22 protein-coding genes are annotated in these 21,538 nt (G+C 56.7%); 11 read left to right on the forward strand and 11 right to left on the reverse strand.

All coding sequences use genetic code 11. The annotated features are described in order from the left end of the window. Nucleotides 1-6: 6 nt before the first annotated feature. On the reverse strand, nt 7-954 hold the full coding sequence (znuA, locus tag AC6I7A_RS10775) for a zinc ABC transporter substrate-binding protein ZnuA (RefSeq protein WP_058957330.1): 948 nt from the start codon (nt 952-954) through the stop codon (nt 7-9). Between the two features lie 77 nt (nt 955-1,031). Between znuA and znuC the strand changes: the two genes are divergently transcribed. Continuing rightward, the gene (gene znuC, locus AC6I7A_RS10780) at nt 1,032-1,787 is read left to right on the forward strand and encodes a zinc ABC transporter ATP-binding protein ZnuC (protein WP_058957331.1); all 756 of its coding nucleotides are present in this window, start codon (nt 1,032-1,034) and stop codon (nt 1,785-1,787) included. After that, the gene (znuB, locus tag AC6I7A_RS10785) at nt 1,784-2,569 is read left to right on the forward strand and encodes a zinc ABC transporter permease subunit ZnuB (RefSeq protein WP_009089730.1); all 786 of its coding nucleotides are present in this window, start codon (nt 1,784-1,786) and stop codon (nt 2,567-2,569) included. Before znuC ends, znuB begins: the two co-directional genes overlap by 4 nt. On the opposite strand, the gene ruvB is transcribed toward znuB, so the two are convergent. The 6 genes from ruvB to aspS all read right to left on the reverse strand — a co-directional run bounded on the left by ruvB (nt 2,566) and on the right by aspS (nt 8,085). Then, a complete protein-coding gene (gene ruvB, locus AC6I7A_RS10790; protein ID WP_009089728.1) occupies nt 2,566-3,570 on the reverse strand; it encodes a Holliday junction branch migration DNA helicase RuvB in 1,005 nt (334 codons plus the stop codon). The genes znuB and ruvB overlap by 4 nt on opposite strands. Nucleotides 3,571-3,578: 8 nt before the next feature. Continuing rightward, nucleotides 3,579-4,193 (reverse strand): Holliday junction branch migration protein RuvA, encoded by a 615-nt coding sequence (gene ruvA / locus AC6I7A_RS10795; protein WP_009089727.1) that lies wholly within the window; start codon nt 4,191-4,193, stop codon nt 3,579-3,581. Nucleotides 4,194-4,288: 95 nt separating this feature from the next. Next, the gene (gene ruvC / locus AC6I7A_RS10800) at nt 4,289-4,816 is read right to left on the reverse strand and encodes a crossover junction endodeoxyribonuclease RuvC (RefSeq protein WP_009089725.1); all 528 of its coding nucleotides are present in this window, start codon (nt 4,814-4,816) and stop codon (nt 4,289-4,291) included. 37 nt (nt 4,817-4,853) lie between these two features. Further along, nucleotides 4,854-5,597: a YebC/PmpR family DNA-binding transcriptional regulator gene (locus tag AC6I7A_RS10805; protein WP_009089723.1), complete on the reverse strand. Its 744-nt coding sequence runs from the start codon at nt 5,595-5,597 to the stop codon at nt 4,854-4,856. A gap of 278 nt (nt 5,598-5,875) precedes the next feature. Beyond that, nucleotides 5,876-6,307, reverse strand: coding sequence for a dihydroneopterin triphosphate diphosphatase (gene nudB, locus AC6I7A_RS10810; RefSeq protein WP_046101989.1), 432 nt, complete (start codon nt 6,305-6,307; stop codon nt 5,876-5,878). Then, entirely contained in the window at nt 6,307-8,085 is a 1,779-nt protein-coding gene (gene aspS, locus AC6I7A_RS10815) for an aspartate--tRNA ligase (RefSeq protein WP_058957332.1), read from the reverse strand. Before aspS ends, nudB begins: the two co-directional genes overlap by 1 nt. 211 nt (nt 8,086-8,296) lie before the next feature. On the opposite strand from aspS, the gene AC6I7A_RS10820 reads away from it, so the two are divergent. The 4 genes from AC6I7A_RS10820 (at nt 8,297) to cmoB (ending at nt 11,359) form a co-directional block, all read left to right on the forward strand. Continuing rightward, a complete protein-coding gene (locus tag AC6I7A_RS10820; protein WP_046101991.1) occupies nt 8,297-9,118 on the forward strand; it encodes a DUF72 domain-containing protein in 822 nt (273 codons plus the stop codon). Nucleotides 9,119-9,188: 70 nt separating this feature from the next. After that, entirely contained in the window at nt 9,189-9,584 is a 396-nt protein-coding gene (locus AC6I7A_RS10825) for an MAPEG family protein (protein WP_058957333.1), read from the forward strand. A gap of 81 nt (nt 9,585-9,665) precedes the next feature. Then, on the forward strand, nt 9,666-10,394 hold the full coding sequence (gene cmoA, locus AC6I7A_RS10830; RefSeq protein WP_009089712.1) for a carboxy-S-adenosyl-L-methionine synthase CmoA: 729 nt from the start codon (nt 9,666-9,668) through the stop codon (nt 10,392-10,394). Next, complete coding sequence (gene cmoB / locus AC6I7A_RS10835; protein ID WP_058957334.1) at nt 10,391-11,359, forward strand: tRNA 5-methoxyuridine(34)/uridine 5-oxyacetic acid(34) synthase CmoB; 969 nt, start codon at nt 10,391-10,393, stop codon at nt 11,357-11,359. The genes cmoA and cmoB overlap by 4 nt, the downstream gene beginning before the upstream one ends. Nucleotides 11,360-11,363: 4 nt before the next feature. On the opposite strand, the gene AC6I7A_RS10840 is transcribed toward cmoB, so the two are convergent. After that, nucleotides 11,364-11,987, reverse strand: coding sequence for a LysE family translocator (locus tag AC6I7A_RS10840; protein ID WP_058957335.1), 624 nt, complete (start codon nt 11,985-11,987; stop codon nt 11,364-11,366). A 145-nt stretch (nt 11,988-12,132) separates the two neighbouring features. Between AC6I7A_RS10840 and AC6I7A_RS10845 the strand changes: the two genes are divergently transcribed. Further along, a complete protein-coding gene (locus AC6I7A_RS10845) occupies nt 12,133-13,230 on the forward strand; it encodes a glycerol dehydrogenase (protein ID WP_009089706.1) in 1,098 nt (365 codons plus the stop codon). Nucleotides 13,231-13,260: 30 nt separating this feature from the next. On the opposite strand, the gene AC6I7A_RS10850 is transcribed toward AC6I7A_RS10845, so the two are convergent. Both AC6I7A_RS10850 and cutC read right to left on the reverse strand, forming a co-directional pair. Further along, complete coding sequence (locus tag AC6I7A_RS10850) at nt 13,261-14,109, reverse strand: hypothetical protein (protein ID WP_058957336.1); 849 nt, start codon at nt 14,107-14,109, stop codon at nt 13,261-13,263. Between the two features lie 1,338 nt (nt 14,110-15,447). Continuing rightward, the gene (gene cutC / locus AC6I7A_RS10855) at nt 15,448-16,200 is read right to left on the reverse strand and encodes a copper homeostasis protein CutC (RefSeq protein ID WP_058957338.1); all 753 of its coding nucleotides are present in this window, start codon (nt 16,198-16,200) and stop codon (nt 15,448-15,450) included. Nucleotides 16,201-16,285: 85 nt separating this feature from the next. Here cutC and AC6I7A_RS10860 point away from each other — a divergent pair, with 85 nt between their 5' ends. Next, nucleotides 16,286-17,431 carry a MalY/PatB family protein gene (locus tag AC6I7A_RS10860; RefSeq protein ID WP_058957339.1) on the forward strand — a complete coding sequence of 382 codons (1,146 nt, stop codon included), beginning with the start codon at nt 16,286-16,288 and terminating at the stop codon, nt 17,429-17,431. On the opposite strand, the gene AC6I7A_RS10865 is transcribed toward AC6I7A_RS10860, so the two are convergent. Further along, nucleotides 17,428-17,988, reverse strand: coding sequence for a VOC family protein (locus tag AC6I7A_RS10865; protein ID WP_009089700.1), 561 nt, complete (start codon nt 17,986-17,988; stop codon nt 17,428-17,430). The genes AC6I7A_RS10860 and AC6I7A_RS10865 overlap by 4 nt on opposite strands. Before the next feature lie 313 nt (nt 17,989-18,301). Between AC6I7A_RS10865 and AC6I7A_RS10870 the strand changes: the two genes are divergently transcribed. The 3 genes from AC6I7A_RS10870 to AC6I7A_RS10880 all read left to right on the forward strand — a co-directional run bounded on the left by AC6I7A_RS10870 (nt 18,302) and on the right by AC6I7A_RS10880 (nt 21,368). Then, a complete protein-coding gene (locus tag AC6I7A_RS10870; RefSeq protein WP_009089698.1) occupies nt 18,302-18,424 on the forward strand; it encodes a hypothetical protein in 123 nt (40 codons plus the stop codon). A 211-nt stretch (nt 18,425-18,635) separates the two neighbouring features. Further along, nucleotides 18,636-20,366, forward strand: coding sequence for an arginine--tRNA ligase (gene argS, locus AC6I7A_RS10875; protein WP_009089696.1), 1,731 nt, complete (start codon nt 18,636-18,638; stop codon nt 20,364-20,366). 84 nt (nt 20,367-20,450) lie between these two features. After that, nucleotides 20,451-21,368 carry a LysR family transcriptional regulator gene (locus AC6I7A_RS10880; RefSeq protein ID WP_058957340.1) on the forward strand — a complete coding sequence of 306 codons (918 nt, stop codon included), beginning with the start codon at nt 20,451-20,453 and terminating at the stop codon, nt 21,366-21,368. Nucleotides 21,369-21,538: the final 170 nt, after the last annotated feature.

Here is a 21,538-nt window from a genome sequence, read left to right on the forward strand (position 1 = left end):
TATTCCTCATGCTCCTTTCAGGCAGCTTTCATACTGGCCCGACAGCTGTGAGAGGAATTTCACATAGCTGTCTTTTGCCAGACTGATGTCTGTCCCCAGCGGGTCGAGCGTGCCTTTATGCACCTGCGTTCCGCGGGCAACAGCATCGATGACTGCTGGCCTGAATTGTGGCTCAGCAAAGACGCAGACCGCCTTTTGCTCAACCAACTGTGTTCGTATCTGGTGTAAACGCTGTGCGCCCGGCTGAATTTCAGGATTCACGGTAAAATGCCCGGCAGGCGAGAGACCGTAGTGCTTTTCAAAGTACGTGTAAGCGTCGTGAAAAACGAAATATCCTTTATTTCTGACCGGAGCAAGTTGTGCGCTAACGCGTTTGTCCGTGTCTGCCAACGCTACCTCAAACTGCTGGAGGTTGGCGTCAAGTTTGGCTTTATCTTGCGGCATAAGTTCCAATAATTTTCCATGGATTGCAACCGCGGTCTTGCGCGCGATCTCTGGCGACAACCACAGGTGCATATTAAACTCACCGTGATGATGGTGATGTGCACCGGCATCCTGTTCTTCAGAATTTTCCGCTGCGTGTTCATCTTCATCTTCACCGCCGCTAATCAATAACGGTTTTACGCCGTCGATGTCGACCATAGCGAGATTTTTTTTGGCCGGAAGTTCAGATGCAGACTTCGCCATAAACGCTTCCATTTCAGGGCCAACCCAGACGACTAAGTCCGCGTTTTTTAAGCGTTTTGCATCAGAGGGGCGCAGGGCATAATCGTGTTCAGAGGCACCATCTGGCAGCAGAACATCAACCGGGGTAACACCATCGGCAATGGCTGCGGCGATAAAACCGACCGGTTTTAATGAGGCGACGACGTTGGCCTCTGCAGGAAGGGTTAACGAAGCTGAAACAGCGAGGGCCGATAAGGCGAAAATTGCGCCTTTTTTATTATGTAACATATTGCGTCATTCCATCGTGACCATGAAGTGGAATGTGATATTATAACATTCGTAATTCTGTGCAACCTGTAAATACTATGACCTCACTTGTCACACTTGATAACGTTTCGATAAAATTTAACCAGCGCAACGTCTTATCGGGCGTCAGCCTGGCGTTGCAGCCTGGCCGTATTCTCACCCTGCTCGGGCCTAATGGCGCCGGTAAGTCTACGCTCGTCCGTGTGGTGCTGGGTTTGCTCACCCCCACCAGCGGGACGGTTCAGCGCCATGCCGATCTGCGTATTGGCTATGTGCCACAGAAACTGCATATCGATCCGACGCTGCCGGTGACCGTCGAACGCTTTATGCGTCTGACCCGCGGCAGTAAACAGGCGGAGATCCTCCCCGCTCTGAAACGCGTGCAGGCGGGCCACTTACTCAACGCCCCACTGCAAAAACTCTCGGGCGGCGAAACGCAGCGTGTGCTGCTGGCGCGCGCCCTGCTCAACCAGCCTCAGCTGCTGGTGCTGGATGAGCCGACGCAGGGGGTGGATGTCAACGGTCAGGTCGCCCTCTACGATCTGATCAATCAGCTGCGCGTTGAACTGAACTGCGGCGTGATGATGGTCTCTCACGACCTCCACCTGGTGATGGCCAAAACCGATGAAGTGCTCTGCCTGAATCACCACATCTGCTGTTCCGGTACCCCCGAAGCGGTGTCACAGCATCCCGAATTTATCGCCATGTTTGGTCCGCGCGGTGCGCAGGAGCTGGCGATCTACCGTCACCATCATAATCACCGTCACGACCTTCAGGGACGTATCGTTTTACGCAAAGGACAGGGTTCATCATGATTGAGTTGTTATTACCGGGCTGGATAGGCGGCGTGATGTTAGCGCTGGCTGCCGGCCCGCTGGGTTCGTTTGTCGTCTGGCGCAAGATGTCCTACTTCGGTGACACTCTGGCACACGCCTCCCTGCTCGGCGTCGCGTTTGGCCTGCTGTTTAACGTTAATCCCTACTATGCGGTCATTCTGGTGACGGTCTGCCTGGCGCTGGGTCTGGTCTGGCTGGAACGGCGCCCCCATCTGGCGATCGACACGCTGCTGGGGATCATGGCGCACAGCGCGCTGTCGCTGGGTCTGGTGGTCGTCAGCCTGATGAAAAATGTGCGCGTCGATCTGATGGCCTATCTGTTCGGCGATCTGCTGGCGGTGACGCCAGACGATCTCTGGATGATGGGCGGTGGCGTGGTCGTCGTGCTGCTGGTGATGGCCTGGCAGTGGCGATCGCTGCTGTCGATGACCATCAGCCCGGAGCTGGCGCAGGTGGATGGCGTCAATATTCAGCGCACCCGGCTGATCCTGATGCTGATCACCGCACTGACCATCGGCGTCGCGATGAAGTTCGTGGGGGCGCTGATTATCACGTCGCTGCTGATCATACCGGCGGCGACCGCCCGGCGTTTTGTTCGTTCGCCGGAAGGCATGGCAGCCGTCGCGGTGGTGATCGGGGTCATCGCTGTAACCGGCGGGCTGACCTTCTCCGCGTTCTATGATACGCCAGCCGGCCCGTCAGTGGTGCTGTGCGCCGCCATCCTGTTTATCTTCAGCATGGTGCGCAAGCCCGCCGTTTAATCTTCGCGCGTAATGCCGAAGTGACGATAAGCATGCTGCGTGGCGAGACGGCCACGCGGTGTGCGCTGAATGAAGCCCTGCTGAATCAGGAAGGGTTCAATCACATCTTCGATGGTTTCGCGCTCTTCACCGATGGCCGCCGCCAGGTTGTCCAGTCCGACCGGCCCACCCATAAACTTATCGATAATGGCCAGCAGCAGCTTGCGGTCCATATAGTCGAAGCCTTCACTGTCCACATTGAGCATATCAAGCGCACTGCAGGAAACTTCACCGCTCATCTCACCGTTGGCCCGGACTTCGGCGAAGTCACGAACCCGGCGCAGCAGACGGTTGGCGATACGCGGCGTACCGCGGGCGCGGCGGGCGATCTCTAACGCACCGTCGTCACTCAGCGCCAGACCGAGACAGGCGGCGCTGCGGCCCACGATATGCTGCAGATCCTTAACCTGATAGAACTCCAGCCGCTGCACAATGCCAAAGCGGTCGCGCAGTGGCGAGGTCAGTGAGCCGGCACGGGTGGTGGCACCAATCAGGGTAAACGGCGGCAGGTCGAGCTTAATCGAACGGGCTGCCGGGCCTTCACCAATCATGATATCCAGCTGATAATCTTCCATCGCCGGATAGAGCACCTCTTCCACGACCGGCGAGAGGCGGTGGATTTCATCAATGAACAGCACGTCGTGCGGCTCAAGGTTGGTCAGCATCGCCGCCAGATCCCCGGCTTTTTCCAGTACTGGGCCCGAGGTGGTGCGCAGGTTAACGCCCATCTCGTTAGCGACGATGTTCGCCAGGGTGGTTTTACCCAGCCCCGGCGGACCGAAGATTAACAGATGATCAAGTGCATCACCGCGCAGCTGCGCGGCCTTGATGAAAATCTCCATCTGCTCACGCACCTGTGGCTGTCCGACATACTCATTCAGCAGTTTTGGCCGGATGGCGCGATCGATAATCTCTTCTTCGTTAACGCTGGCAGCGGAGACCAGACGGTCGGCTTCTATCATCACTTACCTCAAATGGCGGCGCGTAGCGCTTCGCGGATCAGGGTTTCACAATCCGCATCCGGTCGACCGACTTTACTGATCATACGGCTCGCTTCCTGCGGTTTATAACCCAGTGATACCAGCGCTGCAACCGCTTCCGCTTCCGCATCGTTGGTGTCCGCTTCCGGCCCTGGCGTGGTGAGTGTAAAGGCTGAATCACCGCCAAACAGGTCGCCGTGCATCCCTTTAAAGCGGTCCTTCATCTCCACCACCAGACGCTCGGCGGTCTTTTTACCCACGCCGGGCAGTTTCACCAGCGACGCGATCTCCTCTTTTTCCACCGCGGTCACAAACTGCTGCGCCGACATGCCGGAGAGGATCGCCAGCGCCAGTTTTGGCCCGACGCCATTCACTTTGATCAGTTCGCGGAACAGCGTGCGCTCCTGCTTGCTGTTAAAACCAAACAGCAGCTGGGCATCTTCGCGCACCACAAAGTGGGTAAAAATCACCGCTTCATGCTGAAGTTCAGGCAGCTCATAAAAACAGGTCATAGGCATGTAAATTTCATAGCCGACGCCGTGTGCCTCAAGCAGCACCAGTGGCGGCTGCTTTTCCAGAATGTTGCCCCGTAAACGACCTATCACCTGAATGCTTCCTTAACTTACGAATGTGGCGGATTTTATAACATAAAAAAGGCTGGATGAATATCCAGCCTGAGAGTGAGACGGTGCCGCCACCGTTAACCGGATCGCAATCGTCCGCGCGTGAGTACCAGCTTGCTGTCACTCATCCGCGTCGCATTCTGTGCCACGTGACAGTGCGTAATCGCAATGGCCAGGGCATCCGCGGCATCCGCCTGCGGGTTTGCCGGTAACTTCAGCAGGGTCCGCACCATGTGCTGCACCTGGCTTTTTTCGGCGCTGCCGATGCCAACCACCGTCTGCTTAACCTGACGGGCGGCATATTCAAACACCGGCAGGTCGTGGTTGACCGCAGCAACAATCGCCGCACCGCGAGCCTGACCCAGCTTCAACGCCGAGTCAGCATTCTTTGCCATAAACACCTGTTCAATGGCGAAGTAGTCGGGTGCGAACTGGGTGATGATTTCGCAGACGCCCGCATAAATCAGCTTCAGGCGGGCGGGAAGCTCGGCGGTGTTGGTGCGGATACAGCCGCTGCCCAGGTAGGTGAGCTGGCGGCCAGTCTGACGAATAACCCCATAACCGGTGATGCGTGAGCCGGGATCGATACCCAGGATAATCGACATTACGCCTCTCCGGTTGAAGCGGTGATGGTCAACGCCATTACAGCGTTTCCGCCACCTCGTCGGAGATTTCACCGTTGTGATAAACCTCCTGCACATCGTCGCAGTCTTCCAGCATGTCGATCAGACGCAGCAGTTTCGGCGCGGTTTCCGCATCCATTTCCGCTTTGGTGGTCGGGATCATCGAGACTTCTGCGGTATCTGCTTTCAGGCCGACGGCTTCCAGTGCATCACGCACGCTGCCCATCTCTTCCCATGCGGTGAAGACATCAATCGCGCCATCGTCGTAGCTGACCACATCTTCAGCACCCGCTTCCAGCGCCGCTTCCATGACCGCATCTTCATCCTGGCCTGGCGCATAGGAGATGACGCCTTTTTTGTTAAACAGGTAGGCCACGGAGCCGTCAGTTCCCAGGTTGCCGCCGGTTTTGGTGAAGGCGTGACGCACTTCGCCGACGGTACGGTTGCGGTTGTCACTGAGGCATTCAATCATAATGGCGGAGCCACCCGGACCGTAACCTTCATAGATGATGGTTTCCATGTTGGCGTTGTCATCGCCGCCCACACCGCGCGCGATGGCGCGATCCATGGTGTCACGCGTCATGTTGTTAGACAGCGCTTTATCCATCGCCGCACGCAGACGGGGGTTAGATCCCGGATCGCCGCCGCCCAGCTTGGCTGCCGTCACCAGTTCACGAATGATTTTGGTGAAGATTTTGCCGCGCTTCGCGTCCTGCGCCGCCTTACGGTGTTTGGTGTTAGCCCACTTACTGTGTCCTGCCATTTTCTCTTCTCTCCGATCTTTTACAGGGTGCGGGCGATCTGGCTGCGATCCTGTCCTCCGGCGTAGCTCAGACAGGTCGTAACCTGTCAGCCCGTGACGGGCGAGCCTGCGCGTCATCCTCGCGGTCAACCTGACGCGGGTGCCCTCTTGCTGGCGGGGAACATTGTCGCGGCGGCGATGACGCCCGACTGTTTAATAGTGTGGTGTCGTTGTGTTAACACTCACCCGATTCAACTTATCATCTCTCCGTCGCCGGAATAGCGGGCGGCGACAGGTTTTCAGGCGAACTCTTCGATTGCCTGGCGGTTACTCCATGAACGGGTCAATGCTGCCGCCTCCGCCGCTGCCAGCCAGCGAAAGGCCAGATGCTCGGTCAGCCTCACATCGCGCTCCGCTGGCAGTTGCAGGCGAAACCAGTGCTCGTGATTATGGGTGACATCCGGTGCATAGCGATGGCGGAAATGGGGAAAGATTTCAAAGTCGATTTGACGCTGACAATCTTCCATCTCCAGACGCTCAGCCAGCACATCAATACCGACCTCTTCTTTCACTTCGCGACAGGCGGTCGCCAGCGGAGACTCACCCGGCTCCAGGCTGCCGGTGACCGACTGCCAGAACGCGGGATCGTCACGCCGCTGCAGCATCAACACCCGGCCAGTATCACGCGCCGAAATCACTACCAGCACTGAAACCGGGTGTTTATAGCCCATTATTTATTCTCAGGCTTTTCTTTTTTAACCACCTGAATGCCCAGCTCCAGCAGGGAAGCCGGGTTCGCTTCGCTTGGCGCTTCGGTCATCATACAGGCGGCTGCCGTGGTTTTCGGGAAGGCGATCACGTCACGGATGTTGTCGGTGCCGGTCAGCAGCATGGTCAGACGGTCCAGACCAAACGCCAGGCCCGCATGCGGCGGCGTACCGAACTTCAGCGCGTCCAGCAGGAAGCCAAACTTCTCACGCTGCTCATGCTCTTCAATACCCAGAATGCTGAACACCGTCTGCTGCATGTTGCCGTTGTGGATACGCACAGAACCGCCGCCCACTTCGTAACCATTGATCACCATGTCGTAGGCGTTCGCCACGGCACGGGTCGGATCGGCCGCCAGCTCTTCGGCGCTCATCTCTTTTGGCGCCGTGAACGGATGGTGCATCGCGGCCAGACCGCCCTCCTCGTCCTCTTCGAACATCGGGAAGTCGATTACCCACAGCGGTGCCCAGGCGTTCTCGTCGGTGAGGTTCAGCTCGCGACCTACCTTCAGGCGCAGGGCACCCAGTGCGTCAGCCACTACTTTAGCGCGGTCAGCACCAAAGAAGATGATGTCGCCATCCTGCGCGCCGGTACGGCTCAGGATGCCCTCAACGATCTCCGCGTTCAGGAATTTGGCAACCGGGCTCTGCACGCCCTCCAGTCCATCGGCACGGACATTGACCTTCATCCACGCCAGGCCTTTCGCCCCGTAAATCTCGACAAACTTGCCATACTCATCAATCTGCTTACGGCTCAGCTGTGCACCGGTCGGCACGCGCAGCGCAGCGACGCGGCCTTTTTCATCATTGGCCGGGCCAGAGAAGACCTGGAATTCGACGTTTTTCAGCAGGTCGCCTACGTCCACCAGCTCCATCGGGTTACGCAGGTCCGGCTTGTCGGAGCCGTAGCGGTGCATCGCTTCCGCAAAGGTCATCTGCGGGAACTCACCGAGATCCACACCCTTGACGTCCAGCCACAGGTTGCGAATCAGACGCTCCATGGTTTCACGCACCTGTGCCGCGGTCATGAATGAGGTTTCAACATCGATCTGGGTAAATTCCGGCTGACGATCGGCACGTAAATCTTCATCGCGGAAGCATTTCACGATCTGATAGTAGCGGTCAAAACCGGACATCATCAGCAGCTGTTTGAACAGCTGCGGTGACTGCGGCAGCGCATAGAATTTCCCTTTGTGAACCCGGCTTGGCACCAGATAGTCACGCGCACCTTCCGGTGTCGCTTTGGTCAGCATCGGAGTTTCAATATCCAGGAAGCCTTCGTCATCCATAAAGCGACGCACAAAGCTGGTGATGCGGGCGCGGGTTTTCAGACGAGCCACCATCTCCGGGCGACGCAGATCCAGATAGCGATACTTCAGGCGCGCTTCTTCGCTGTTGGTCTGATTAGAGTCCAGCGGCAGGGGTTCAGAGCGGTTGATGATGGTCAGTTCCTGGGCGAACACTTCCACTTCACCGGTCGCCATGTCGCTGTTTTTGTTCTTCTCATCACGCGCACGCACGGTACCAGTAATCTGGATGCAGAATTCGTTACGCAGTTCAGAAGCCAGCTTAAACGCGTCCTGACGATCGGGATCGAAGAACACCTGTACGATGCCTTCACGGTCGCGCATGTCGATAAAAATCAGACTGCCCAGATCGCGACGGCGGTTTACCCAGCCGCAAAGCGTGACTTGCTGACCCACATGAGACAGATTGAGCTGTCCGCAATATTCTGTACGCATAACACTATCCTTTTAACTTCGCCGCTGCAGCTGACAGCATCCGGCCGCGTTACCTGATGCGATGCTGTCGCAAAAATGGCGGCCATTATAATGGAAAAAGCCAGGCAGGATAAACATATCCGCGCCAAAGCACCGATTTCCTCTGTGCATTTGCCCCCCTGCCTGAGCCTGACAGATAATAGGGTATCTTAACCGGCCGCGAGGAGCGCGCGTGACACTGCGTATTGGCCTGCCCCAGTGGCAGCACTCCCACTGGAAACGCTGGGGCATTGAAAGCCTGGCGGACTATGCCCGCTATTTCCATTGTGTGGAGGGAAACACCACGCTGTATGCGCTGCCGAATGCCGAAACGGTGATGCGCTGGCGCGACATGACGCACGAGGCATTTCGCTTCTGCTTTAAGTTTCCCAACACCATCAGCCATCAGGCGGCGCTGCAGCACAGCGACGATCTGCTGACCGATTTTCTGCGGCTGATGGAGCCGCTGGCCGATCGCATCGGTCAGTACTGGCTGCAGCTGCCTGCCAGCTTCTCCCCGCCGCAGCTCGATGACCTGTGGCGTTTTCTCGACAGCCTGCCGCGCCGTTTTGATTACGGGGTGGAGGTGCGCCATCCCGCGTTCTTTGCCAAAGGCGAGGCGGAGCGGGCGCTGAACCGCGGCCTGCTGGCACGCGGCATCAATCGCGTGATGCTCGACAGCCGTCCGGTGCATGCTTCCACCTCACAGAGTCCGGCCGCGCTGGCCGCCCGCGCGCAGAAGCCGCGGGTGCCGCCCCATGCGCTGCGCACCGGATCACAGCCGATGGTGCGCTTTATCGGCAGCGACAGCGTGGAAGAGAGCGTGCCGCTGTTTCAGATCTGGCGCAGCAAACTGGCTGAGTGGCAGCAGCAGGGTGACGCCATGCTGTTTCTGCACACGCCCGATATGGGCCAGGTTTTTCCACTGGTGCAGGCGCTGTGGCCGCAGCTGCAAGAGATCGATCCGGCCATCGGTGACGGGCCAGACTGGCCGCAGCAGGCATCACTGTTTTGAACGCCATACGGGACAGCGTGCCGAACGCTGGATAGAATAGCCCCTCTTCTGAATGCGTACCGGAGTGACAATGATAAGCGCGTTATACGTGGTACTGGGTGCCTTACTGATCATGAAATTCACGCTGGACGTCGTGCGTTTCCGCCGTTTTTATCGCGTGGCCTATGGCGACGGCGGCTATCACGACCTGAAAATGGCGATTCGCATTCACGGTAACGCCATCGAAACCGTTCCCCTGGCGCTGCTGCTGCTGGTCGTGATGGAGATGAACGGCGCGGATATCTGGATGGTGCATCTCACCGCGCTGCTGTTTTTCATCGGCCGGTTTCTGCACGCCTGGGGATTACGCAACAGCGCAATGACCGGTCGCAAATATGGCATGATGCTGACGCTGTTTTCCCTCTGCGGCATGGTTATTTTTAACCTGATCTATCTCCCCTGGGATCTGGTGCTGTCGCTCCATTAAGCGCGGCGGGGTTAAGGGGTGCAGCCTGCCCCACTTTCTGCCAGAATAGCGCCCTTTCCGTCGTCTCTTCGGATTTTCGATATGTCTGACCGCGATCAACTCTTCTCAGCGCCCATTGCAAAACTGGGCGACTGGACTTTTGACGAGCGCGTGGCTGAAGTCTTTCCTGACATGATTCAGCGCTCGGTGCCTGGCTACTCCAACATCATTTCGATGATTGGCATGCTGGCAGAACGTTTTGTTACCCCGCAGAGCCGGGTGTATGACCTGGGCTGCTCGCTGGGCGCAGCCACCCTGTCGGTGCGGCGCAATATTCATGTGCCGGGTTGTGAGATCATCGCGGTGGATAACTCGCCCGCGATGGTGGAGCGCTGCCGTCGTCATCTGGATGCCTTCCGCGCCGATACGCCGGTAACGGTGCTGGAAGCGGATATCCGCGATATTGAGATTGAGAACGCCTCGCTGGTGGTGCTCAACTTCACGTTACAGTTTCTGGAGCCGCCTGCGCGCCTGGCGCTGCTGACGAAAATCTGGCAGGGACTGAAACCGGGTGGCGCGCTGGTGCTGTCTGAGAAGTTCAGTTTTGAAGATGCGGAAGTTGGTGAGCTGTTATTTAACATGCATCACGACTTCAAGCGCGCCAACGGGTACAGCGAACTGGAAATCAGCCAGAAGCGCAGCATGCTGGAAAACGTGATGCTGACCGACAGCGTTGAAGCCCACAAAGCCCGCCTGAAGCAGGCCGGTTTCCCGCACGCCGAACTCTGGTTCCAGTGCTTTAACTTTGGCTCACTGGTGGCGTTGAAATGATCGACTTTGGCCGTTTTTATCAGCAAATTGCGGTAGGCCCGCTGGCGAAGTGGCTGGAAGTATTACCGGCTCAAATCAGTGAATGGCAGCGGGAAAACCTGCACGGTCACTTCCGCGACTGGTACAAGTCGCTGGAGTATCTGCCGCTGCTCGCGCCCCAGAAGCTGGATCTGCTGCACAGCGTCACCGCCGACCGTGATGACATCAGCGATCGCCATCGTCAGGGCATTGAAAAATTACTGCGTAACCTGATGCCGTGGCGCAAAGGGCCTTACTCCCTCTATGGCACGCACATCAACACTGAGTGGCGATCTGACTGGAAGTGGGAGCGCGTATTGCCGCACATCTCCCCCCTGGCGGGCCGCACCGTGCTGGATGTGGGCTGTGGCAGCGGCTATCACATGTGGCGCATGATCGGTGCAGGTGCGCATCTGGTGGTCGGCATCGATCCGATGCAGCTCTTCCTGGTGCAGTTTGAAGCCGTGCGCAAGCTGCTCAATGACGATCGCCGGGCGCACATGCTGCCGCTGGGGATCGAGCAGTTACCGGCACTGCAGGCGTTTGATACCGTCTTCTCTATGGGCGTGCTCTATCATCGTCGCTCCCCGCTGGATCACCTGTTACAGCTCAAAAACCAGCTGGTCAGCGGCGGCGAACTGGTGCTGGAAACGCTGGTGATTGAGGGCGATGTGAATCAGGTTCTGGTGCCCGGCGAGCGCTATGCCCAGATGCGCAACGTCTTCTTTATTCCGTCAGCCGAGGCCCTGAAGAGCTGGCTGGAAAAAAGCGGGTTTGTGGATGTGCGGATCGTTGATTTTGCCCGCACCACCACGGAAGAGCAGCGCCGGACCGACTGGATGACCAGCGAATCCCTGGCAGAGTTTCTCGACCCCGATGACGCCAGCAAAACGATTGAGGGCTACCCCGCTCCCCTGCGTGCCGTGCTGGTCGCCACCAAACCCTGACGTCTCAGCGGCGGGACAAGGCCAGTTTCGCCGCAAATCCAATAAACACGCAGCCGGTCAAACGATCCATCACCTTCAGCACCGCAGGTTTTTGCAGATGACCGGCGAAAAAGTGGCTGCCGCCAATCAGCACCGCATTCCAGACCAGCCCCAGCAGCATGTGAGCCAGCGCCATCAGGCTGCACCAGAGCGGCACTGACGCTCCGGCCGGAATGAACTGAGGCAGAAAGGTGACGTAAAAGACCCCCACTTTCGGATTCAGCAGGTTGCCCATCAATCCCCGACTGAAGCAGGCCAGATAGCCCTGCTGGCGAACCGCGGGCTGGGCTACAGCAGGCGACTGCTGACGCGGGGTGACCAGCAACCGAATGCCCAGATAGCAGAGCCAGGCCGCGCCGAGCCATTTCAGCAGGTTATAGGCAATCTCAGACGCCATCAGCAGCGCCCCCAGCCCCAGCCCGACGGCGATCCCCCAGAGCAGACAACCCAGCGTCACACCCAGCGCTGTCGCCCAGGCGCGCCGCCAGCCCTGCGCAATGGCCGTTCGCAGCACCAGCGCGGTGTCAAACCCAGGCGTGAGCGTCAGAATGGTTATCGCAAACAGAAATGAAAAGAGCGTGGCGCTCATAATGATTCTCCGTTATTTCGCCCGGTAAGGGGTGTTCAGGCAGCTTAACAGCCCTGACAGCGTAATGCGCGGGATCAGCTGCCACTCCGGGCTGATTGTGCCAGGCTGGATCGGGTCGGGCTATTCATATTAAGGAGACGTGATTATGAGTAAATTTATTTTTTCATCACCCCGTAAATATGTGCAGGGCGCAGGTGTACTGGACGAGCTGGGAACGTTGCTGACTGAACTGGGCGATCAGGCTTTTCTGGTGGCGGATGAGGTTGTCTGGAAGCTGATTGGTGAACGGACGCAACAGACGTTGCAGTCCGCGGGAGTGAAATTCAGCTGGCAGCAATTTAACGGCGAGGCCTCCAGCAATGAGATCACCCGTCTCAGTGCGCTGGCGAAGCGCCAGGGTTGTAACGTGATTGTCGGGCTGGGCGGCGGCAAAACGCTGGACACGGTTAAGGCGGTAGCGGACGAACTTCAGCAGCCGGTAGCCATCGTGCCGACCATTGCCTCTACCGATGCTCCCTGCAGCGCCCTGTCGGTCATCTACTCTGACAGTGGCGTATTTGAGAGCTATCGCTTTTACAGCAAAAACCCTGATTTGGTGCTGGTGGATACGGCTGTCTGCGCCAGTGCGCCTGCGCGACTCTTTGCCTCTGGCATTGCCGATGGGCTGGCCACCTGGGTTGAAGCACAGGCCGTGGCGCGTTCCCATGCAAAATCCATGGTCAACGGCGATCCGACCCTTGCCGGACTGGCGATTGCCCGTGCCTGCGAAGAAACACTGCTCAAGTGGGGTTACAGTGCCTATATCGCCGTGAGCGAAAAACGGGTCACGCCCGCCGTGGAAGCGGTGGTTGAGGCGAATACGCTGCTCTCAGGACTGGGCTTTGAAAACGGCGGGCTGGCAGCCGCTCACGCCATTCACAATGGTTTTACCGCCATTGATGGTGAAATTCATCATCTGACCCACGGCGAAAAAGTTGCCTATGGCACACTGACGCAGATGGTGCTGGAGCAGCGTCCGGACGAGGAAATTGCGCGCTACATCCGTTTCTATCGCTCTATCAACATGCCGACCACGCTCCGCGAGATGCATCTTGAAAATGAAAGCTGGGAGAATCTGGTGAAAGTGGGCGCTCTGGCCAACAGTGAGGGGGATACGCTGAAAAACCTGAATCCTCATCTGTCACCGGAAGATATTGCCAACGCCCTGCTGGCGCTGGATGCCTTTAGTCAGACAGTGAAATAAGCCGCCAACGGGCGATGATCCTATCGCCCGTTACTCCTCCGCCGCAGGCTGATCCCAGTACTCATATTTATAGGCAGAACTGAGGTGGCGTTCGATGGTGCCGCGCGTGAAGATTTCGGTCTCATGCAGGTAGCTCAGGGTGCAGTTACCGACCTCATCCCATGACTGGCACTCGTCCACCGAGCGGATCGTGCTCAGCGGCGTGCTGGCCGTGCCGTTCAGACGCACTTCACGCCATTGCGGATCGTAGGTGTAGTTGTCCGTGCTGCGGGCGGAAGTGGTGCGTGTCACCAGTCCCTTTGGATTCCAGTGATAGTGAAACTCGCCGTTGGTCGTCGGGTCGCTGCCGCGCGCCACGCTCTTCTCCAGGCGCAACTGGCGATCATAGCGATAGGTCGTGTCGGTAAAACCGCTTTTTCCCATGCTGATAAATTTGTCAGAGGCGCTGGTGATATTGCCATGCTCCCCTTTTTGCCAGTTGATCGTCCCCTGTCGGTTGTCGACCACGACTTCCTTGCCCTCTTTCAGCACTTTCACCATCCAGGCATATTCCGCCACCCAGCCGCCCTGCACTCTCGCAATGTGCTGCTCCATACTGAGGATAACGTTGCGCTCATTTTTGTCATAGCTGACGTCAGCCACGGTCAGGTCGCCGCAGGCGTCAAACTGGCCCAGCACCCGCTTTTGAGAATTCACATCCTTGCCAAATTCCCCCGCAATCACCTGCTTCACTGCGCCTTTGGCATTGCCGCCGAGCAGAATCAGGTTATTGCTGTTGGTGATGGTTGTGCTCTGCGGCCGGCATGCGCTGGCCGCCACGCTGTCACTGTACAGCGCAGTCAGCAACAGGATGAGAGCGGCACTCTGATTGCGATTCATAGGGTCAGTTCCGGGCAACGTTGCTGTAAGTGTAAACCCTGCCGTGAAAAACAGTGGCAACCGGTGACGAATTGAAGCTGCCGCCCGGAGTTATGCCTCAAGCGGTGCGGTGATCTAAGCGTAACGGATAGTGCGGCGGTTTGCGTGGCTCTCTGCGGTAAAAGTCCTGGATGGCAGTGAATAATTTATCTGAACGACGGCTGCTCATTGTGCGGGTGGTCTACCCGGCTGATCGGCTGTAAGGGATATGAAAACACGCTGATGCGGCGGCACGTATTTTCCTCGTCCGGATTCAGCAGGGAAAGCGAGGGAGCCATTCCGTATCAAGCTGGATAGCAAGTATTGGGCTGAAAACCGTCAGACAGTTATTTTCAGGCTATCGCTAGAATGGCCTCTGGCAGGGCTCAACACTTTTGCGTTGCTTAATGGAATTATTTATATTTACTCCAGCTTTTTATCCATACCGGTACTGCCGTCTGTCTGTATTACTCATCATGTCGGGTTTATAACGAACGGAGAAAGGAATCATGGCGCGTAATATTGCCCCCGGATATTGTGTTGTGAATACTTCTGGTGCCGGGTGGTTGCCTGTGCTGCAGTGGGTTCGCTAGTCGGCGGGGCCGCTGCAAGTGCAGCAAACGATTATTTTATGGATATGTGGTTAAAATAATATGGAAAATAGGCTTTTTTATCTCGCTATGGGCTGTGCCCTTGTGCCTTCCTTTATTACCATTATACAGTTCGTGATCTTTTCCATTAACAAAGAGAAATATGAATCTTTGTTATCTTTTTACCATGATGCCAGGTTTGAATTACCACCCCTTTACAGGTTTTATGGGTCTATGGGTTTTTTGGGGTCGTTTGGCATGTCCTATTTCTTCTCAAGACTCAGAAAAGGAAAAAAGGTCATTTTTCAGCCCAGACAACACGTTGCTATTACCGAGCATCTGAAAGGCATGAACTACAACCTCACTGTATGGATTGATAATTACTATTACCTTTCACTTTCATCGCTGTTTTTGTATGCCGTTTTTTTAATAATTTCTTTAGTGAAAGCTATCATCACACAATTTTGAAACCCGCCTTTATCAGACGCAAAGAGAGCCAGAAATTCGTACGCGTAATACATAGTCCTGGCTTTACTTGTACAGACTATTCAGTCAGAGACAGGTAGTGCGTTTTAAAGAAACCTCAGGCTTTTACAAAACCTGAGCCGACGCTGATTTGATCCTGAACCTTAATTTCAGACAAAAAGAACCCCAGCAAGCATACTGGGGTTTGGTACTTGCAAACACCACGTCAATGATCGGCGTGCTGCGCGGCAAAATCTGTTGTAGCTCAGGCGACCCGGACGGTGCTCATCTGCATCACGCTTTTCATCGCCTCAACCACATCGCCGTCGACGCAGTAGCGGCTGAACTCGTCGGTTTCGGCTTCTGAACACATGGAAACACCCGCTTTGCGGTAGCGCATCGGCGAGGCCATCAGGCGGCTGGCCGAGCTGTGAACTTCGCGAATGCCCATATCGAGAAACTTTTGCAGGTTGCTGAGACGTACCCCGGCACCCGCCATAATAGTAGGACCCGTGCTGGTCTCATTAAGTTCCCGGAGTAATGCAATTCCGTTTTCGGCGCTCTGCTGCTGCCCGGAGGTCAGAATCCGTGCCACCCCCAGATCGGTTAATGTTTCCAGGGCACGCTTAGGGCTGTGACAGAGATCGAAGGCCCGATGAAAGGTGACGCTCAGGCCGTCACACAGCGCCATAATCTGACGCATCTGCCCCTGATGAATATGGGCATCTTCATCCAGCATACCAATCACCAGCCCCGGGAAACCGAGTTCACGGATTAGCGCCACGTCCGATTTCATCGCTTCAAATTCACGTGCGGTGTAACAAAAATCGCCCCCGCGTGGCCGGACAATAGGATGAACCGGAATCGAAACCGCCTGACGGGCCGCCTTCAGCATCCCCGCAGACGGGGTCAGACCGCCTTCGCGCGGGGCGGCACAGAGTTCAACCCGATCGGCACCCGCCTGTTGTGCGGTCACGGCGCAGTCCACGCCATAGCAGCAAATTTCCAGTGTGGTCATTCTCTTCTCCTTTACATGACTCTGGTTCAAGGCAGATTCATCAGTTAGTCTGGCTGCTGGAATGAGTTTACCGGGAAAGTTAACTATGGCATTCAATTTCGACCAACGGATAGACCGCCGTCACAGCGATAGTCTCAAATGGAACAAATATGCGGACCAGGACATTCTGCCGTTGTGGGTCGCGGATACCGATTTCCGATCGCCGGATTGCATCATCAACGCGATAAAAGCCCGTGCCGAACATGGGATTTTTGGTTACGGCGACACGCCCGTTGAGTTTATCGACAGCGCGATCGCCTGGCTTGCCTCACGCTATCAGTGGCACGTAAATCCGGAGTGGATTGTGGTACTGCCCGGCGTGGTGAGCGGGCTGAACCTGGCTGTCCGTGCCTTTACGGCCTCAGACGAACGCACGATAGCGCCGACCCCGATTTATCCCCCGTTTCGCGGGGCGTCAAAGCTGGCGGAGCGCACTCAGCTGAATCTGCCGCTGACCCTGAGCGCGGGACGCTGGCTGCTGGATATGACGGCAGCTGAGGGTGAGATGACGGGCAGCGAGCGGCTGCTAATGCTCTGCAATCCGCAGAATCCGGGCGGCACCGTCTATCGCCGGGATGAACTGCTGGCGCAGCTCGCCTTTGCGCAGAAGCACGATTTGATTGTCTGCTCTGACGAGATCCACAGCGATCTGCTGCTGGAGCCGGGTGTTCAGCACATCCCGTTTGCCAGCCTGAGCGAAGACGCCGCGCAGCGCAGCGTAACCCTGATGTCGCCGTCCAAAACCTTTAATATTGCCGGGCTTGGCGCATCCATCGCCATAATTCCGAATCCCGAACTGCGCGCGCGTTTTACGCGGTTGCGGCGCGGCATTGTGCCTGACGTCGATATTCTGGCGATTACGGCAGCGGCGGCGGCGTGGCGCGAGGGTGAATCCTGGCTGGACGCGCAGAACCTCTACCTGCGCAGCAACCGCGACTGGCTGGTGTCGCAGGTCAATAAAATGACCGGCCTGTCACTCGCCGCGCCGGAAGCCACCTACCTGGCCTGGATCGACGCCAGCGAACTGGGCGTCGCCAGCCCGGCGCTCTACTTCGAAAAACACGGTCTGGGCTTAACCGCAGGCCGGGAATTTGGCAATGACCAGTTTGTCCGGCTCAATTTCGGCTGCACGCGCGCGCTGCTTGACGAGGCGGTCGCCCGCCTGAAACGCGCGGTCGCCGCCCGGATTTAGTTCTGCTCGCTGGCGACAATCTCTTCCAGTCGCCACGGATGAAACTTGATTGTCGTCTGTCCATCCGTCACCGCCAGCGTCGGATTGGGCAGACGCTCATTCTCTCCCTTCGGCGCGCTGGTTTTAAACGAAATGCCCGGCTGCGTCAGTGCCGGGTCAGAGAGCAAGGCCATTGCGCGCATGCCCAGCGACTCCGGATCGCCGCGTAACACGACCTCAACGTGTTCCCAGCCTTCATGGCGATAACGCTTTTCACCCGGCCACGGCAGTTCCACCACATCAATCTGACACCCTGCCACGGTTAAGGGTTGATCGAGCTTAAACAGACAAATCGGTCGCCCGTTGATGACGGCGGAGGAAAATTCTGTGCCCATCTGCTGCAGACCCTTCTGCCAGCGTGCCGCCGTGGTGTCCTGATGACAGCGCACCGCAATATGGTCGATTTCATGATCGCAAAGAGACAAACCCAGGCGCTGCGCAAAGTTTTGCAACGATTCTTCAAAACGCTCTAAATCTGACTTTAAATCATCCAATTCTGCCGGAAAAGTATGCTTCACAACCCTTATTCCTCTCTCTTTATTTAACTTTTGTGACCAGTCTGCTTTATTGTGCGCCGGGAGTTAAGCGTAATAAATGATAAGATTCATCTTATTTGACCGGAAATTTAACGCAAAACCGCATAATAACATCTTTCATTTCGGATTTATCTCCTGTTTAGGACCATGAGTTCCTTGATGAAGTTATATTAAATATATGATTAAATTAGACTTCTTTATTACAATAAGATAACTCTCATTTCAACCTCAATCAATTGCAGCTCTCCCTGCCTTCCTATAAATTTGACCTAACACAACCAAAAGGAATGGCTCTATGTCTATGCTCATCGTTGTCGCTGTCCTGATCGCACTGATGGGATTTGCAATTTCCCGCCACTGGAAGGTGCGTGAAGATAAAAGCGTTAAGAACCCCCGCCGTCATCTGAGACGTCGTTAATGCCTCCGGGAAACATCTTCTCTGGCTCTGTTTCCCCGCTTCATCCAGCTACTGACGCCCACTGACATTTCACGTATACTTTCCCCCTCATTTTTTTCCGTTTTGTCTGCCTCATCCGTTTCTGCCCGTCCGTGACGCGATGCTGTCAGGCAAGATGATGACAGTCCGGCTTAGCAGGCTCGGGCGTTGTTCAGCTTATGAAGGTAACTCGGTGAATATTCAGGCACTTCTTTCCGCAAAAGTCAGTCAGGCAATGGTTTTAGCCGGCGCACCCGCCGATTGCGAACCGCAGGTTCGTCAGTCCGCCAGGGTCCAGTTTGGAGACTATCAGGCCAACGGTATTATGGCCGTGGCGAAAAAGCTGGGACAGGCTCCGCGACAATTAGCGGAAGCGGTGATCCAGCATCTCGACCTGACCGGCATCGCCAGCAAAGTCGAAATCGCCGGACCGGGCTTCATCAATATTTTCCTTGATCACGCCTGGCTGGCGAAGCATGCCCGTGAAGCCCTGAGTCTGCCGCGTCTGGGCGTGCAGCTGGCTGAGCCTCAGACGATCGTGGTCGACTACTCTGCGCCTAACGTCGCCAAAGAGATGCACGTGGGCCACGTCCGTTCCACCATCATTGGTGATGCCGCTGTTCGTACGCTGGAGTTTCTCGGCCATCGGGTGATCCGTGCGAACCACGTCGGCGACTGGGGCACTCAGTTCGGCATGCTGATCGCGTTCCTGGAAAAGCAGCAGAACGAGAATCACGCAGAGATGGCGCTGGCCGATCTCGAAGCCTTCTACCGTGAAGCCAAGCGCACCTATGACGAAGATCCTGAGTTTGCCGAGCGCGCACGCAGCTACGTGGTGAAATTACAGGGTGGCGATCCTTACTGCCGTGAGATGTGGAAGAAGCTGGTCGACATCACGATGAGTCAGAACCAGAAGATTTATGACCGCATGAACGTCACCCTGACCCGCGACGATGTGATGGGTGAGAGTCTTTACAACGATATGCTGCCTGGCATCGTGGCTGACCTGAAACAGAAAGGGTTAGCCGTCGAGAGTGAAGGCGCGACCGTGGTGTTCCTGGATGAGTTCCAGAACAAAGAAGGTGAGCCGATGGGCGTCATCATCCAGAAGAAGGATGGTGGCTACCTCTACACCACGACCGATATCGCCTGTGCGAAATATCGTTATGAGACCCTGAAAGCTGACCGTGTGCTTTACTACATTGACTCCCGTCAGCATCAGCACCTGGTGCAGGCCTGGACTATCGTGCGTAAAGCCGGTTATGTTCCGGAGTCGGTGCCGCTCGAACACCATGCCTTTGGCATGATGCTGGGCAAAGATGGCCGTCCGTTCAAAACCCGCAGCGGTGGCACCATCAAGCTTTCCGACCTTCTGGATGAAGCTTATCAGCGTGCTTACACGCTGGTGCGCGAGAAGAACCCGGAGATGAGCGAAGCGGAAGTCAAAACGCTGGCGGAAGTGGTCGGGATCAGTGCGGTGAAATATGCTGACCTTTCCAAGAGCCGCACCACCGACTACATCTTCGACTGGGACAACATGCTGGCCTTCGAAGGTAACACGGCGCCCTACATGCAGTATGCCTACACCCGCGTACTCTCGGTGTTCCGCAAGGCGGGTATTGATGCCGATTCGCTGGATGCAGAGATTGTCATCAGCGAAGAGCGCGAAGCCCAGCTGGCGACCCGCCTGCTGCAGTTCGAAGAGATCATCACTCAGGTTGCCCGTGACGGCACTCCCCATGTGATGTGTGCCTATCTCTACGATCTGGCCGGTCTTTTCTCCGGCTTCTACGAGCACTGCCCGATCCTGACGGCAGAGTCAGAGTCAACCCGCCTGAGCCGGCTGCAGCTGGCTGCGCTGACTGCGAAGACGCTGAAGCAGGGTCTGGATACGCTGGGCATCGACACCGTCGAGCGCATGTAATCGTCGCGGCGGAGAGGGCCTTCCCTCTCCGCCGCTGACCGCTCCTGTCTTTATTCCCCCTTCTCTGAGTGGCAGAACGACCTCATGTCTGTAGCAGCGCATCTCATCAGCCGTCACCTTCCTGCGGTAAAGCAGTTGCAATGCTTTCTGGCGGTCGCGCATGAGCTTAACTTTCGCCGGGCCGCTGAACGCCTCAGAATGACGCAGCCTCCCCTGACCCGCCAGATTCAGAGTCTGGAAGATCTGCTGGGACAGCCCCTCTTCAGCCGGACACCCCATGAGGTGACGCTCACCGAAGCCGGGCAGGCCCTGGTTGCTAAAGCGGAAGCGATCCTCATCGCCCTCGAAGCCTTAACCCAGGATGCGGGCCCTGTTGCCTCGCGCCTGCGTATCGGCGTAACCCGAACGCTGAACTTTGAAGCTATCACGCCGCTTAACCAGCAGCTCGTTGCACTTCATGCCAGTGACGAGATGGAGATGCCCAGCCTGACCTCCGCGCAGCTGCTGCAGAACCTGGCCCGTAACACGCTCGATTTAATCCTCACCGGAGAAAAAGGCGCGGAGGCTGATGAGGCCGTCCACTACGCCTGGGTTTACCGCGAGCCGCTGCTGGTCGTCCTGCCCGCCTCCCATCCTGCCGCCCGGGCGGAACAGGTTTCGCCTGAGGCCGTGGCTGACCTGCCCCTGTTCTGGTTCGCGCGCAGTGCCAATCCGCTGTTCTACGACAAATGTGAGCGCTACTTCGCTACGCTTCGCGTAGCGCTGAAACGGCAGCGGGAGCCGGAAGATTCACTGCTGATGCTGTCCCATATCGCCAGAGGCAAGGGTTTCGCCCTGATGCCCCGGTCAAAATGTACCTTCAATCAGGCCGGACTCTGCTACCGGCCGCTGAGCGAACGCGCGGCCCGGCACCTGGCAATTGATGTTTATGCCGCTATCCGTGCCGATGAAAAAAACGAGGCGGTTCTCGCAGCGCTGGAAAAATTATCCCCTCAAAAGTAAGCCATCCCTTAAAAACAGCTGCACTCCATCAGAGAAAATATATTTACGCTGCTCTCAAAACGAAGCGTTAATTTCCCATTCCCGCCGTTTTCAGTTGTGCAATTAATAACCTCCACCACCGCTCCGGTTAATTATTCACCTGCCTGATACCTTTCTGGTATTGCCAGAAC

Source organism: Type-F symbiont of Plautia stali (assembly GCF_059731105.1).

Excerpts from the sequence above, each read along its gene's own strand:
- AC6I7A_RS10840 (WP_058957335.1), bottom strand. The coding sequence starts at position 11,987 with ATGAGCGCCACGCTCTTTTCATTTCTGTTTGCGATAACCATTCTGACG.
- AC6I7A_RS10870 (WP_009089698.1), top strand. The coding sequence starts at position 18,302 with ATGTCTATGCTCATCGTTGTCGCTGTCCTGATCGCACTGATGGGATTT.
- AC6I7A_RS10845 (WP_009089706.1), top strand. The coding sequence starts at position 12,133 with ATGAGTAAATTTATTTTTTCATCACCCCGTAAATATGTGCAGGGCGCA.
- znuB (WP_009089730.1), top strand. The coding sequence starts at position 1,784 with ATGATTGAGTTGTTATTACCGGGCTGGATAGGCGGCGTGATGTTAGCG.
- AC6I7A_RS10850 (WP_058957336.1), bottom strand. The coding sequence starts at position 14,109 with ATGAATCGCAATCAGAGTGCCGCTCTCATCCTGTTGCTGACTGCGCTG.
- aspS (WP_058957332.1), bottom strand. The coding sequence starts at position 8,085 with ATGCGTACAGAATATTGCGGACAGCTCAATCTGTCTCATGTGGGTCAG.
- ruvC (WP_009089725.1), bottom strand. The coding sequence starts at position 4,816 with ATGTCGATTATCCTGGGTATCGATCCCGGCTCACGCATCACCGGTTAT.
- AC6I7A_RS10805 (WP_009089723.1), bottom strand. The coding sequence starts at position 5,597 with ATGGCAGGACACAGTAAGTGGGCTAACACCAAACACCGTAAGGCGGCG.
- AC6I7A_RS10860 (WP_058957339.1), top strand. The coding sequence starts at position 16,286 with ATGGCATTCAATTTCGACCAACGGATAGACCGCCGTCACAGCGATAGT.
- cmoA (WP_009089712.1), top strand. The coding sequence starts at position 9,666 with ATGTCTGACCGCGATCAACTCTTCTCAGCGCCCATTGCAAAACTGGGC.
- AC6I7A_RS10880 (WP_058957340.1), top strand. The coding sequence starts at position 20,451 with ATGTCTGTAGCAGCGCATCTCATCAGCCGTCACCTTCCTGCGGTAAAG.
- cmoB (WP_058957334.1), top strand. The coding sequence starts at position 10,391 with ATGATCGACTTTGGCCGTTTTTATCAGCAAATTGCGGTAGGCCCGCTG.
- znuA (WP_058957330.1), bottom strand. The coding sequence starts at position 954 with ATGTTACATAATAAAAAAGGCGCAATTTTCGCCTTATCGGCCCTCGCT.
- AC6I7A_RS10825 (WP_058957333.1), top strand. The coding sequence starts at position 9,189 with ATGATAAGCGCGTTATACGTGGTACTGGGTGCCTTACTGATCATGAAA.
- cutC (WP_058957338.1), bottom strand. The coding sequence starts at position 16,200 with ATGACCACACTGGAAATTTGCTGCTATGGCGTGGACTGCGCCGTGACC.
- nudB (WP_046101989.1), bottom strand. The coding sequence starts at position 6,307 with ATGGGCTATAAACACCCGGTTTCAGTGCTGGTAGTGATTTCGGCGCGT.
- ruvB (WP_009089728.1), bottom strand. The coding sequence starts at position 3,570 with ATGATAGAAGCCGACCGTCTGGTCTCCGCTGCCAGCGTTAACGAAGAA.
- znuC (WP_058957331.1), top strand. The coding sequence starts at position 1,032 with ATGACCTCACTTGTCACACTTGATAACGTTTCGATAAAATTTAACCAG.